The 13,343-nt window shown below is 60.1% G+C and carries 7 protein-coding genes and 9 pseudogenes; 9 read left to right on the top strand and 7 right to left on the bottom strand.

The genetic code is table 11. The annotated features are described in order from the left end of the window. Positions 1-154 precede the first annotated feature (154 nt). The 3 genes and pseudogenes from HB777_37745 (at position 155) to HB777_37735 (ending at position 1,947) form a co-directional block, all read left to right on the top strand. A pseudogene (locus tag HB777_37745) lies at positions 155-308 on the top strand (insulinase family protein). 49 nt (positions 309-357) lie between these two features. Then, the gene (locus HB777_37740; GenBank protein ID QND69423.1) at positions 358-1,416 is read left to right on the top strand and encodes a class I SAM-dependent methyltransferase; all 1,059 of its coding nucleotides are present in this window, start codon (positions 358-360) and stop codon (positions 1,414-1,416) included. A 353-nt stretch (positions 1,417-1,769) separates the two neighbouring features. Then, positions 1,770-1,947, top strand: a pseudogene (locus HB777_37735) (IS256 family transposase). Positions 1,948-2,000: 53 nt separating this feature from the next. Here the strand turns inward: HB777_37735 and HB777_37730 are convergent. The 3 genes and pseudogenes from HB777_37730 to HB777_37720 all read right to left on the bottom strand — a co-directional run bounded on the left by HB777_37730 (position 2,001) and on the right by HB777_37720 (position 5,564). After that, positions 2,001-2,717 carry an IS6 family transposase gene (locus tag HB777_37730; GenBank protein QND69422.1) on the bottom strand — a complete coding sequence of 239 codons (717 nt, stop codon included), beginning with the start codon at positions 2,715-2,717 and terminating at the stop codon, positions 2,001-2,003. Positions 2,718-2,917: 200 nt separating this feature from the next. Beyond that, a complete protein-coding gene (locus HB777_37725) occupies positions 2,918-4,387 on the bottom strand; it encodes a hypothetical protein (GenBank protein QND69421.1) in 1,470 nt (489 codons plus the stop codon). A gap of 55 nt (positions 4,388-4,442) precedes the next feature. Further along, positions 4,443-5,564 (bottom strand): annotated as a pseudogene (locus tag HB777_37720) (ISKra4 family transposase). Between the two features lie 42 nt (positions 5,565-5,606). On the opposite strand from HB777_37720, the gene HB777_37715 reads away from it, so the two are divergent. Then, positions 5,607-6,323, top strand: a complete 717-nt coding sequence (locus tag HB777_37715) for an IS6 family transposase (protein QND69420.1) — start codon at positions 5,607-5,609, stop codon at positions 6,321-6,323. A gap of 53 nt (positions 6,324-6,376) precedes the next feature. Here HB777_37715 and HB777_37710 read toward each other — a convergent pair. The 4 genes and pseudogenes from HB777_37710 to HB777_37695 all read right to left on the bottom strand — a co-directional run bounded on the left by HB777_37710 (position 6,377) and on the right by HB777_37695 (position 9,361). Then, positions 6,377-6,490 (bottom strand): annotated as a pseudogene (locus HB777_37710) (IS6 family transposase). 51 nt (positions 6,491-6,541) lie between these two features. Then, positions 6,542-7,018: pseudogene (locus tag HB777_37705) on the bottom strand (IS256 family transposase). A 554-nt stretch (positions 7,019-7,572) separates the two neighbouring features. Continuing rightward, positions 7,573-8,217, bottom strand: a complete 645-nt coding sequence (locus HB777_37700; GenBank protein QND69419.1) for a hypothetical protein — start codon at positions 8,215-8,217, stop codon at positions 7,573-7,575. Between the two features lie 628 nt (positions 8,218-8,845). Next, positions 8,846-9,361, bottom strand: coding sequence for a DUF2285 domain-containing protein (locus tag HB777_37695; GenBank protein ID QND69418.1), 516 nt, complete (start codon positions 9,359-9,361; stop codon positions 8,846-8,848). A gap of 628 nt (positions 9,362-9,989) precedes the next feature. On the opposite strand from HB777_37695, the pseudogene HB777_37690 reads away from it, so the two are divergent. The 5 genes and pseudogenes from HB777_37690 to HB777_37670 all read left to right on the top strand — a co-directional run bounded on the left by HB777_37690 (position 9,990) and on the right by HB777_37670 (position 13,310). Then, positions 9,990-10,690: pseudogene (locus HB777_37690) on the top strand (IS6 family transposase). A gap of 380 nt (positions 10,691-11,070) precedes the next feature. Then, positions 11,071-11,403: pseudogene (locus HB777_37685) on the top strand (group II intron reverse transcriptase/maturase). A gap of 33 nt (positions 11,404-11,436) precedes the next feature. Further along, positions 11,437-11,734: pseudogene (locus tag HB777_37680) on the top strand (hypothetical protein). A 250-nt stretch (positions 11,735-11,984) separates the two neighbouring features. Beyond that, complete coding sequence (gene idi / locus HB777_37675) at positions 11,985-12,584, top strand: isopentenyl-diphosphate Delta-isomerase (GenBank protein QND69744.1); 600 nt, start codon at positions 11,985-11,987, stop codon at positions 12,582-12,584. Beyond that, positions 12,581-13,310: pseudogene (locus HB777_37670) on the top strand (isopentenyl transferase). Before idi ends, HB777_37670 begins: the two are co-directional and overlap by 4 nt. Positions 13,311-13,343: the final 33 nt, after the last annotated feature.

Raw genomic sequence — 13,343 nt, 5'->3', positions numbered from 1 at the left:
GCTTATCGCCCGTCCCGCCACCACAACCGGAGCCATCGATGTCTGACGGGCTGCCCAGGATACCTACTGCGACCGCGCTTGCCCGGTGACGAACGCTCCGGCTCCGCCCGTTACCGACGAGGGCAAAGTGACGGATTTCCTGCTTTTAAAGGGCATGGAGGTGGTTGTCATTTCCGACCACCGCGCCGGTCGCCACTCATATGGTCTGGTTCAGGATCGGCAGCGCGGATGAGCCGCGGGGGAAATCCGGCATCGCGCATGTCTTCGAGCATCTGATGCTCAAGGCGACGGCCAATCACGCCTCATGACGAGCAGGGCTCCATCGCCTGGAGAGATTGAACCCAAAGGGAGATTCCAATGTCTGAAGCGAGTCAGAAAAAGTTGGACGCATTCTTAGGGAAAATGGTCGGCGATCTCGGTGCGATCGCTACTGGCGCGGGAGTCGTGCTGGGGGACAGACTCGGCCTGTTCAAGGCATTGCGCGAAGGCGGCAAGATGACGGCCGCCGAACTTTCGACACGCACCGGCACCCAGGAACGCCTTGTAAGGGAATGGCTTTCCGGGCAGGCGGCGGCGGGCTACGTCGACTACGATGAAGCGAGCGACGAGTTCTATCTCAACGCCGAGCAGGAGCTGGTGTTCGCCGATGAAGATAGCCCGGCCTTCATGGCTGGCGCATTCGAGTTCCTGTCCGCGCTGTGGCTCGATGAAGAAAAGGTGAGGCAGGCATTCCAGTCCGGCAAGGGCGTCGCGTGGCACGATCATAGCGCGTGTCTGTTTCGCGGCACGGAACGGTTTTTCCGGCCAGGCTACAATGCCAATCTGATCGAATCCTGGTTACCGGCTCTGGAGGGCGTGGTCGAGAAGCTCGAACGCGGCGCCGCGGTCGCGGATGTCGGGTGCGGTCATGGCGCATCAACCGTGCTCATGGCGCGTGCTTTCCCCAATTCGCGCTTCGTCGGCTTCGACTATCACGCCCCTTCCATCGAGCGCGCCCGCAAGGCCGCCGAGGAGGCCGGCGTCGGCGCCAACACGCGCTTCGAGGTCGCGGCCGCCAAGACCTATCCCGGCACCTATGACCTCGTCGCTTTCTTCGATTGCCTTCACGACATGGGCGACCCAGCCGGCGCCGCCACCCATGTCCACAGGTCGCTCAAGCCGGATGGCACGTGGATGATCGTCGAGCCGTTCGCGCATGATCATCTGGCGGCGAACCTCAATCCCGTCGGACGCGTCTACTATGCCGCGTCCACGTTCCTGTGCACGCCTGCGTCCGTGTCACAGGAAGTTGGGCTCGGGCTTGGCGCCCAGGCCGGCGAGGCGAGGCTGCGCAGGGTGGTGACCGGCGGCGGCTTCAAGCGATTCCGTCGCGCCGCGGAGACGCCATTCAACTTGGTGCTGGAGGCTCGCCCCTAGCCGTCGCCGGAAATTGCAGCTCATCGCATTTGGCGAAGATCGCCGCCAAATTCGGACGCACGCTATCGGGCAAATTTTTCAAGGCGTCACTCACCCCGTATATCAGATTGGGAGTTGGTAGACGTCGACAGTAGAAGGCACACGCAGCCAAGCTCGCCGCCTAAGGTGCTCTCAAAGAATCCGATATCCGAATGACACGCACCGGGCTTCCGGGATTTTATGCAGAGATCCCTGCCGAGCCGCCTTCTCTAAACCACTGACGTCGATGTCCGGGGGCAGATTCTTTCCATCGCTGCGGCCACAAGGCAGCAGCCACGCTGTAGGCGGCGTCCCGCCCAGGGCTTTCTCGACCCACTTACCTGAAGGTCCGCCGCGGTGGGCTGATTGTCTCGGGTCGCCGCCATCATGGCGGCTGGCGCCAAAGCGGACCGCCGGTGCGAAGTCTGGGCATGGAGATCGGCACCTCGGAGGTCGAGCGGATCTGGACGGAGTTTGAAGGTGACCCGCCGCAGCCTTCACAACGTCAAGCTCGGGCACCGTAAACTTAACGCTGTGAAAACAAGATCTGGGAGTGAGGCTTTGGTTCATTCGGCGTGAAGTCGCGCGATTTGGCGCCATGCTTGCATGGCAGTTGCTCGCAGTTCTCGATGGTGGGTGGATGGAATATCGTGGCGGGGAACGTTAAAGAGGTTGGCGATCGGGTCGTGGACGGAAACGAAACGCTGAAGATGTCGCGCTGACTTGAAGCGCTTCATGATCCTCTCCCGCCGTCGGACGGGTTGATGAGAGTTCTCCGCCCGATTGTTCAGGCCCTTGTGCGAGCGATGCTCGACGCCTGGCATGATCTCCCGCTTCGCCGCACCGTAGGATCGAAGCTTGTCGGTGATCATCACACGCGGCGAACGGCCTTGCCCTTTCAGAAGCTTTCGCATCAAGCGCTTTGCCGCCTTGGCATTGCGACGGCTTTGCACCAACACGTCGAGAACAAACCCGTCCTGATCAACGGCGCGCCAAAGCCAGTGTTTCTTTCCACCGATGGTGATGACAACCTCATCGAGATGCCATTTGTCGCCGAGCTCGCCGGCCGATCGCTTCCGGATATCATTGGCAAAGTGTCTGCCAAATTTCTCAGCCCAAAGTCGCACGGTCTGGTGAGAGACGATGACGCCACGAGCTGCCAGCATATCCTCGACCATCCGCAGGCTGAGCGGAAACCGGAAATAGAGCCAAACGGCATGGGCAATCACCTGCGCCGAAAATCGGTGGCGACGATAAAGAGGATCACGGGAAAATCTGGTCATGCCGCCAGATCCCACATTTTGATCGATGCCCGGTTAACGTTACGGTGCCTGAAAATGGCCGCATAAGCTTACAGAGCAAACTGTCCGCTATTCTCTCTGTCTCAGTCCAGGGGTTTACTCCACAGCTTCGGGACTTACCGGAAAAGGTGTCCGGGATCTACTAAAATACGCATATTGACGATATGCTGTTGCAATAAGGGTCATTTATTTAATTTTCTAATTGCGGCAGCAGCACCCCGCTGGTTGCTCGCCGCTGCCAACACTTGCGGTTTAGGCATATTCTTCAATTCGTCCGCATTTTGCAGCATCGCCTGCACCGCCCTCGCCGCGCCGCTCTTGCCCAGGATCTTGACGATATCGTCCTTGCTGAACTTCTGGCCGTCGAACTCCAGCTTTGTCAGCGGCTCTACGTTCTTCAGCAGGGCCTGCACCGCCTGAGCCGCGCCGTAGTTGCGCAGGATCTGAACGATATCGTCCTTGCTGAACTTCTGGCCGTCGAACTCCAGCTTTGTCAGCGGCTCCACGTTCTTCAGCAGGGCCTGCACCGCCTGAGCCGCGCCGTTGTTGCCCAGGATCTTGAGGATATCGTCCTTGCTGAACTTCTGGCCGCTGAAGTCCAGCTTCGCCAGCGCCTCCGCGTTCTTCAGCAGGGCCTGCACCGCCTGAGCGGCACCATCATTGCCCAGGAACTTGAGGATATCGTCCTTGCTGAACTTCTGGCCGTCGAACTCCAGCTTTGTCAGCGGCTCCACGTTCTTCAGCAGGGCCTGCACCGCCTGAGCCGCGCCGTTGTTGCCCAGGATCTTGAGGATATCGTCCTTACTGAAGTTATGGCCGCCGAAGTCCAGCTTTTTCAGCGCCTCCGCGTTCTTCAGCAGGGCCTGCACGGCCTGGGCGGCGCCTTTGTGGCTCAGGATCTTGAGGATATCGTCCTTGCTGAAGTTATGGCCGCCGAAGTCCAGCTTTTTCAGCGCCTCCGCGTTCTTCAGCAGGGCCTGCACCGCCTGAGCGGCACCATCATTGCCCAGGAACTTGAGGATATCGTCCTTGCTCAACTTCTGGCCGCTGAAGTCCAGCTTCGCCAGCGCCTCCGCGTTCTTCAGCAGGGCCTGCACCGCCTGGGCGGCGCCTTTGTGGCTCAGGATCTTGAGGATATCGTCCTTGCTGAAGTTATGGCCGCCGAACTCCAGCTTCGCCAGCGCCTCCGCATTGTCCACGAAGGCTTTCAAAGCAAGCAATCCACCGTGATCGGCAACGCGTTGGCACTCCTCGCCTGACAGCTGAAATCTCGTCCCCTTGGCTTCAGTCGCCAACTTCCTCAGATTATCAGGGAACTCCCTTCGACGCCGGCTTTTCAGTTTCGAGCTTGAAGCCGTTCCCGAATGACTCTCCTCCCGCGCGGGTGCCGGTTGCGGGCCAATTCGCCACCGTTGAGCCGCCCTGTCGTCTTCCTTATGCTCGGTGGCCGGCCTTCGGCGCTTGGCACCCGCCCGATCGCGCGCCCCCACGGTCTCGTTCAGGGTGGCAGGCTGCTCGGCCGGCGGCGCCGGAACCTTCCAATAGGCCTCCAATGCCGCGCTGGCAGAGATTTGAGGGAGGTCGGCGGGAGCGAGCGCATGGTGTTCGTCCAGACTCGTTGGGAAACCGTCTCGGCCGAACCGCTCGACCATCTGCCGCGCCTGTCCAGAAGAGTCCTGCGCTCTCGGGAGCGGGAAAAAGCTGGGGTCAAGCCGCAAGGGCAAACTTGGCTTGCTTCAATCGACCATCGGCAACCGCCGCGCGGACCTGAAGTACCCTGTGAGCCCCTGCGGGAGACCAGCGCATCTGACGTTTTTTGTTCATGCGGGCATTGACGAGGCTGTTGGCGGCGGATTCGGCCGGGGCACTCGAGATCGGGTGATCCGCCCAATATCGTTGGCAGTAGTCGACCAGGGAGGTTTTGTTCTGGATCAGGTAGGTCTGAAGATTGCTGACCAGTTCGAAGAAGCGCTTGAGCTTGTTGCTGGCATCCGGCAGCCGAGCATATTGCTCCAACTGGCAAAGCATATCCCTCACGGCTCTCGTCGCCTCCCTGACGTAGCCGCTCCAGAGGAGATGACGAAGCCGCGGCACATGAAGCGCAGTGTCTCGAAGGTAGATACTCAGATTGCCAACGCTCTTGAGCCCTTCCCACGCCTGTTCGATGTGACGGAGCCGCATCGACAGATGGAACCAGTCGAGAATGTGGGTGATGGGCTGGCGTGTTGCGCCGATGACGATACCCTGCAGCCCGACGTCTCCGTCGCTGAAAACGGTGACGTCGCTGCCTGGCACCCACCCTTGCGCCCGCAGCGCCGCACGAACAACGTCGTGCTTGCCGGTGGTAACATGCGGTGAGGCCGCGAACTGACGCGGTGGTCGGCCTTTGGTCACAACCCGCCCCATGGCAATTTCGAAATGGCGGCTCTGGTATCCGGGGACCGCGCGAATGTAGGCGCCATCAATGAACACGGAAATGGGCGACCCGTCGGCACGGCTCAGTCTATAGGGACTTGCAAGGTCCCATTTCTCGATCTGATCGGCGACCTTCGCCAGCCGGTTGCTTACAGTGCGATGATTGTGCGGCCGCATGGCCGGCACAAAAAGGTCGAGAACACGCGCCGCTTCACGAAATGACAATCGGGAGCCGAGTTCAGCCTGAATGCGCTGCAACTCCGGCGTGGCTCTGCCGTTCAACAGGGCTTCTGTTCTTCCTTCGCCAGGATTCGCCGATCCGTCGCACGCGCAGCCGCGAAAGCGAGGTACGCGCATACGGCAAACGCCAAAGAGCGAGTCGACCGTGCGAGATCGGTAGTCATGGAGGCACCGTAACGTTAACCGGGCATCGATCAAAATGTGGGATCTGGCGGCATGACCAGATTTTCCCGTGACCCTCTTTATCGTCGCCACCGATTTCCGGCGCAGGTGATTGCCCATGCCGTTTGGCTCTATTTCCGGTTTCCGCTCAGCCTGCGGATGGTCGAGGATATGCTGGCAGCTCGTGGCGTCATCGTCTCTCACCAGACCGTGCGACTTTGGGCTGAGAAATTTGGCAGACACTTTGCCAATGATATCCGGAAGCGATCGGCCGGCAAGCTCGGCGACAAATGGTATCTCGATGAGGTTGTCATCACCATCGGTGGAAAGAAACACTGGCTTTGGCGCGCCGTTGATCAGGACGGGTTTGTTCTCGACGTGTTGGTGCAAAGCCGTCGCAATGCCAAGGCGGCAAAGCGCTTGATGCGAAAGCTTCTGAAAGGGCAAGGCCGTTCGCCGCGTGTGATGATCACCGACAAGCTTCGATCCTACGGTGCGGCGAAGCGGGAGATCATGCCAGGCGTCGAGCATCGCTCGCACAAGGGCCTGAACAATCGGGCGGAGAACTCTCATCAACCCGTCCGACGGCGGGAGAGGATCATGAAGCGCTTCAAGTCAGCGCGACATCTTCAGCGTTTCGTTTCCGTCCACGACCCGATCGCCAACCTCTTTAACGTTCCCCGCCACGATATTCCATCCACCCACCATCGAGAACTGCGAGCAACTGCCATGCAAGCATGGCGCCAAATCGCGCGCCTTCACGCCGAATGAACCAAAGCCTCACTCCCAGATCTTGTTTTCACAGCGTTAAGTTTACAGTGCCCCTCGACCATCCGCAGGCTGAGCGGAAACTGGAAATAGAGCCAAACGGCATGGGCAATCACCTGCGCCGGAAATCGGTGGCGACGATAAAGAGGGTCACGGGAAAATCTGGTCATGCCGCCAGATCCCACATTTTGATCGATGCCCGGTTAACGTTACGGTGCCATCCACAGGTATGGCCAGTCGCCCTCGATGGGTCTTTCAAGGAACGCTTTGACCTTGCCGTCGATCTCTTCGCACAGCGGGCTGACCTGGCTCTTGGAGATTCCGCTCATGCCCATGGCCTTGACCAGGTCGTCGACCGAGCGGGTCGAGATACCCTGGACGTAGGCCTCCTGGATGACGGCGGTCAGCGCCTTCTCCGCCATGCGACGCGGTTCGAGGAAGCCCGGAAAGTAAGAGCCCTTCCTGAGCTTGGGGATGCGCAGTTCGACGGTGCCGGCCCGCGTCTCCCAGTCTCTGTCGCGGTAGCCGTTGCGCTGAGCCAGCCGAAGCGCATTCTTCTCGCCATAGCCGGCGCCGGTGGCGGCGCCCACCTCCAGCTCCATCAGCCGCTCGGCGGCAAAGCCGATCATCTCGCGCAAGATATCGGCGTCGGGGGTCTTCTCCACGAGCGTGCGCAGGTTCATCATGTCGTCGGTCATCGGTGGTCCTTCCGAAACGGGTTGGCGTCAACAACCCAACCCTACCGGAAAGCGCCGATGACCACCGACACGCCGCTCACTCGCTACAGCGCTACTAACGGCGCGCTCGCGAGCGGCTTCGTAACCGCCGAGCTACACCACCTGATGGGACACGACCGATGTCGCCCTTGCCGAACGTGTCGCCGCCGAACTTGAGTTCCGCCAGCGCATCCGCGTTTTCCCAGGCGCCGCCGGCCCTGCGAGCCCCGCGTTTCCCTTTCGAGCTTGACCGCGCCTCCGTATGACTCTCCTCCAAGGCGATTGCCGGTTGCGCCCCGTGCCGCGCCAGCAACGCCGTATGATCGGCGATGACGTCTCGAAGATCCAGCGATGCGCTCTCGGACGATTGGCGGTTCGCCAGTCTGGTCACCAGTTCGTGTGTGGCCGCCGGCACTGATACACCGCAGTCATATCCGTTCCTCTGCTGCGCCATCTCGCATTCCCACCCTGTCGCCTCTCCAAACTTCGCTGAGGACGGGTCTTCCCGGAACTGCTCGACCATCCGCCATGCCTGTTCACAACAGTCCCCCCCCCTCGGCGAGCATAGACTTCGCCACCCCAAAAAACGTCTCCGGCAAGTGCTTCCTGAGGATGCCCAGGGCCTGCTCGTAGTCTTCCGCTCTTTCACGTGCTCCCCCGTCGACGGCGGGAAACCCTGCAGTGCTGTGGCTTGGGCCGGCAAGGGGCTGCGGGGAGAGCTCCAGAAGCTGCTGTACCCCCTCCCGTGGCAGAGCCTCGTCCATAGCGTCCAACGAGAGGTCTTGCCGCGGATGCGCGTTGGTTTGCGGATATGTCGCGCTGGCCGCGTCCTCATCCGCCGGCACAACAAGGCTGCCGGCGCGAGTGGGCGCATCGTGTTCGTCCGGGCTCGCTGGCGGCAGGTCTCCCCTGAACTGCGCGACGATCCGCCATGCCTGTCCGGAAAAGTCCTCCTCCAAGGCGAGCGAAGACTCCGCCAACTCCCACCTTGTCTCCGGCAACTGCTCCCCGAGGATGCCCCAGGGCTTCTGCGGCGAGGGCCCATCCGTCGCTGGCACGTTGTCTGGAAAGCTGGCCAGTCCGATCGTGCTAACCGGATCCGCGGGCGGTGGATTGAGCCCCGTCAGGGCCTGCGGGAAAGCCCGGGGCGCCGGACTGAAGTTACCGTTCTTTGGGATCATGACGTTATTTCCTGTTTATCCTCCGAATCAAAGGATGCACTATGGGCCAGGTTCTTCATGGCAGCAGCCCACATAGGTCGCGGATGCGACGACGCCTTTGCGGACTCCTCCAATACGGTCCTGATCGGCCTTTTCTAGAAACCGTCCGCCCCCCTGCAGCCGCTGGTGAGTCATCCGATCCCACTTCGAACCTCCCTGAATCGATAGCGTGCATGGCGTCTGACTGGTGGTTCGCCTTTGCATGACCCGCATTTGAAGTTCTGAACACGAGCGTCTGAAATGTATGCCCGGCAGGAGACTGAGCTCCTGCCGGGCCGGGTACGCCTTGGGAGGTGGCGTAAGTCAGAGACTCTCATGACCACTCAGTCGGTGCGTTTTGCTGAATAGTGTGCATGTTCCGTGCCAAGGCAAAAAGCGTTCAAAAACACCCGAGAGTCAGCTTCCTTTACGTTGCGTACTCGACATTGTCGGCTATCTGACAATACCGACCCTGCCTCGCGGCTCGACGGACGCTTGAACCAGACCGCACCGGCAATGTCGTTCGCTGCCATGTTGACCGGGCGAACTGGTATTGACCGGGTTTTGGCTCCGAACTATTCGCCGGCTGACGCACAGGGCGGACTACTTTTCAAGTGAGGAACTCTTTGTACCCTCCGTTCATGAGGGCGCGGCCATGCGGGACGGCGCGGCGAATGCGGTCGCGCATATGATCGCGAGGATCCCTCCAGTCGGCATGGACGCGCCGGTGACCAATCAGCGCTTCGGCGAGCTCGCGATGTGACGCCCCGGCAAGTGAGCCGTCGAGCGCACGAAGAACGAAGGTTAGACGGGGACCGCGTCTTTCCGGCGGAAACAAGCGGGCAGGCAGATGTTGACCCACACTTAGAGCATTGAGGCGCTGGAGCGCCCTCAGGCGGGGCTTCGAAAGCATTGCCGGCCAGATCGCCTCTGTACGGAGGCAGACAGGGTGCAAGATATCCGCGCCAGAGACGGCGAGCTGGAGCGTATGCTCCGCATTGCGAAGAAGAACATGCTGGTCCTTGTCGGGCGCCAGCAGGACCGTCGCACGACATGGCAATGCCGAGAGCTTGAACGGCGATGTCGCCGACGATGCACACAGTTGTTCTGCTATGACCGGCAGCACATGGACGCACCAGAGCGTAGAAAACGAGCGAATTGCGCCCGTAAGACTCGGCGAAACAGGACACCCCAGCGCGACAGGTCGCCGGCCGACGCGACCACGTCGAAAAACGGTTGGGGAGACAGTGTGTTGGTCTGCTGGCTTGCAGTGGTCACGTCATGCTGGAATGCTGGGTTGCGGCGCAAGAACTCTCAGGCCCACTCGGGCGGCGTCAGACCAGCGGTGTAATCGTATGCTCTTTCATCCCACCAGTCGGCCTGATCAGCGTCAGTCAAAAAACTGGCATGACTGCCGCTCCCCCCCCCACCCGGAAAACGTTGAAGCATCATGCGACCTGCCGTCGGTGGCGCCGTTTTGTCGAATCGGACGCGATTGACGGTGTCGAGGACAGAAGACGCAGGCAATCAGCAAACTGGCCGTCGACGCGCAGCAACAAACAGTACGGTGTGAGCGGGTCAACAGAATCGTCTTCATAGCTGTTGTCGGCTCCGGCGGCCCGCGCCGGACGTCGCGTGAAGGCGCAGTATAAACGGGCGATGGATTGCACACGATTGTCGGCAGGTTGGTGTGGTGTCGGGCGGGTGTTGTCACGTAAACCGTGCGTCAGCATTTGTGGCATAGGGACGGCGGCATGATAATGCCTGCCATCAGCTACAAGCGCCATCGTTTCCCGCCGCAGATCATCGCCCATGCGGTCTGGCTCTACTACCGGTTCCCCTTGAGCCTGCGTCTGGTCGAGGAAATGCTGCTGGAGCGCGCCATCGTGGTCTCCTACGAAACGATCCGCCGCTGGGGCAAGAAGTTCGGGCCCGATTATGCTCGCCGCTTGCGCCGCAAGCAGCCGAGCCGCGATGACATCTGGCACCTGGACGAAGTCGTCATCACCATTGCTGGCCGAAAACACTGGCTATGGCGCGCCGTCGATCAGGACGGCTATGTCCTCGACGAGATCGTCCAGAACCGCCGCAACACCAAGGCGGGCAAGCGATTGCTGACGCGCCTGTTGAAGAAACAGGGCGTCGCACCGAAGCGCATGATCACTGACAAGCTGCGCTCGTATGGAGCGGCAAGCGTCAGGTGATGCCGGACGTCGAGCACCGGTCACACAAAGGATTGAACAACCGCGCCGAGAATTCCCATGTGCCGCTGCGAAAACGAGAGCGGGTGATGCAGGGCTTCCGGTCGCCAGGAAGCCTGCAGCGTTTCGTCTCGATCTTCTCGGCTCTGCGTAACCTCTTCGTTCCACCTCGCTCAAAACGCTCCGCTCTTGCCACACATATTCACCGCCTGCAGGCCATGGCGGAATGGAAAGCCGTAACCATGGTCAGCTGACAACAGCGCCGCAGCTCTCAGCGCGTTCATAGCCAGACAACGTGACATCGCCGCGCATACGTAAGGCGCTTATTGGGGACCATGGAGAGAACGCAGCCAGACCATGGCATCGGCATCGACTTGCAGAAAGCAAGGGAAAAGACTGCGACCGGCAGCCTCACCAATACGAAGACGTCCAGCATATGAACGAGGGAAGGCATGATGGAATGACAACGATGTTCTGCATAGCAAGGGAGTTGACCCTGATGTCCATCATGTTGGCGGACTCGTAGTAGTCCGCGGCAGGGAAAGCCTGTCACATGGCGAAGGGGAACAGTTCAAACTGCTTGAAGTGCAAACTACCTGACCAAATGAGGTGAAGACCTTTGATAATCAGCGAAATGCAGCACAAGCTCGCAACATGGGCCGAGTGCGATCCGAACCGAAGGTTCGATCGACTTCTTCGGCTCATTGCCGATAGAGAATGGCTTGCCGAGGCCGCTCGCATTGTTTTGGCGTCAAGTGGCGCACGAACACCGGGCATAGACGGAATAGATAAGCAACGGATGCAGGCTGGACTGGATCAGCATCTGGCCGCCCTGCGGATGAGCCTGCTGAAGGGCACCTATTGCCCCAAGCCGGTGAAGCGCATCTATATCCCGAAATCAAACGGCAAGCTACGACCACTGGGTATTCCGACCCTGACAGACCGCATTGTCCAACGTGCTCTTGTCGAATTCGCGTCGGGTGCCGAAGACGCCCGGAAAATGCTCAGAATCCATCTTCGAAAACACAAAAGCGGTCGGCAACGAACTGTCGCTGAAGACGATCGCTGCATTGCGGGCGAACGCCGAGGCAGACCTCTCGCATCTACAGGCGTTGGTTGGCGCCAAGTTGCCGTCGGCAGTTATCGCGCTGCAGTCGAACTTGTTGCGCAAAGGGCTCGAAATGTGTGTGGAGCAGACCAAGGAATTCCAGGCACTCAACACCAAGGGGGTGGCCAACGTCACCAAGCCGATCAAGGACGCCTTGGAGAAGGCGCTGACAGACGCCAAGGCGGCCTGATCGTCCCGGGAACTAAATGGGTGATCCCCTTGGCATTGGCCCGAGGGCTTCATCCAGTTTGCGCTTGGTATCTTCAGGACCGGCCCACGCAACATACATCACATCGCAAACATGCTGACCGACTTCACCGCCCCATATGCTTGGTTCCAGGCGGCACCGCTGGAGCCAACGGCCGGTCCAATAACCGTCAGGAAGCTCGCAGCAGGAAATCAACCGGGTTGCCGTGTTTGTCGATCGCACGGTACAGATAATGAGAGTTGGACCTACTGGTGGCTTCAAGCAACCGATTGTATCGGCGATGGACACCATAGGCTCTTACGAGTGCCAGGAGCACGTCGTGCTCCTGGGTGAAGAATACCAGGTAATCGGTACGGCCCCTAAACTGGAAGCGCATGAAAGAGGGCTTCTGCACCGAGCGTTCTCGACTTTTGTGGTCAACACCTTGGGTGAAATCCGAATGCAGGGTCGTGCCGTGGTGAATTATCACTCGCCGGGTTGTTGGTCCAACACGTGCTGCGGTCATCCCCGACGAGGTGAGGCCGCGTTGGCTGCCCCTCACCGCCGGCTCGAAGAAGAGATGGGATTTGATTGCGGACTGCGGCCAGCCGGGGTCTTTCAATATCGGGCGCGCGTCGAGCCTGGACTGATCGAGCACGAGATTGACCATTTGTTCGTCGCTGTATGCAACGAAATGCCGGTGCCCAACCCGGCTGAGGTGAGTGACTGGACCTACGTTCCTCCTCCGACACTTTCCCGATGTCTGAGCGAGAAACCTTCCGAATTTACTGCATGGCTACCATACGCTTTTGCGCACGTCCGAAATCATCTCTCTGTAGTTACGCAGTTATGAAGCCACGGCTCCACCTCATCATCGGACCGACGACGACCGGCAAAACCGCCCGGGTCCATCGCGCTCGCTCAGCGTACGGGCGCGCCGGTGCTCGTTCTCGACCGAATTCAATGCTATCCCGAACTCGCGGTAGGAAGCGGCCGACCCTCGGATGCTGAACTGCGGTTGACCTGTAGAATCTACCTTGCCGAGCGGGCGGTCATTGCTGGAGAGATTTCCGCCGCAGAGGCGAACTCCTTGCTGCACGATCATGTAGCGCAACTTGGTCGGTGCGCGCCGCTGCTTATCCTGGAAGGCGGCTCGGTTTCACTGCTGCGGGCAATGGTCGCCGATCCGAATTGGAAAGCGCACCACTGGACTTGCGAGCGCCTCCACCTGACGACAAGCGCAGACTACATCGCGAAAGCGAGGTCGCGCGTCCGTGAAATGCTGGCTCCCGTAGATGGTACCCGTTCGATGCTGAACGAGATTGCTCAAGTGTGGTCTGATCCGCGCTCGCATCGGGGACTGGATGGCTATCGGACGGTCATTGCGTATGCCGAAAGCCTAGGAATTCCCTTGGACGCACTCCCGCGTGCGATCCAGCCACCTCAGATCGACTACCTCTGTCAGGTGATCGCTCTTGAGTATCTGGCGCATGCTCGCTGGCAGGAACGCGAGTTTCCCTGCGTTCCTCCGGAGTGGACGAGCGGGACCGTGAAGGGTGTCGAGCTGAGGCGCAGTTGAACAAATTCAGAAATATAGGACTAACCGCGAACG

The sequence above is a fragment of the Mesorhizobium loti genome, assembly GCA_014189435.1.
GTDB classification, from domain to species: domain Bacteria; phylum Pseudomonadota; class Alphaproteobacteria; order Rhizobiales; family Rhizobiaceae; genus Mesorhizobium; species Mesorhizobium loti_G.
The sequence above is the reverse complement of the archived record's forward strand: the minus strand, read 5'-3'. Positions and strand labels throughout refer to the sequence as shown.

What these genes read in the sequence shown, in the direction of transcription:
- idi (QND69744.1), top strand. Translation starts at nt 11,985, where the DNA reads ATGAGAGTTGGACCTACTGGTGGCTTCAAGCAACCGATTGTATCGGCG.
- HB777_37715 (QND69420.1), top strand. Translation starts at nt 5,607, where the DNA reads ATGACCAGATTTTCCCGTGACCCTCTTTATCGTCGCCACCGATTTCCG.
- HB777_37725 (QND69421.1), bottom strand. Translation starts at nt 4,387, where the DNA reads ATGGTCGAGCGGTTCGGCCGAGACGGTTTCCCAACGAGTCTGGACGAA.
- HB777_37740 (QND69423.1), top strand. Translation starts at nt 358, where the DNA reads ATGTCTGAAGCGAGTCAGAAAAAGTTGGACGCATTCTTAGGGAAAATG.
- HB777_37700 (QND69419.1), bottom strand. Translation starts at nt 8,217, where the DNA reads ATGATCCCAAAGAACGGTAACTTCAGTCCGGCGCCCCGGGCTTTCCCG.
- HB777_37730 (QND69422.1), bottom strand. Translation starts at nt 2,717, where the DNA reads ATGACCAGATTTTCCCGTGATCCTCTTTATCGTCGCCACCGATTTTCG.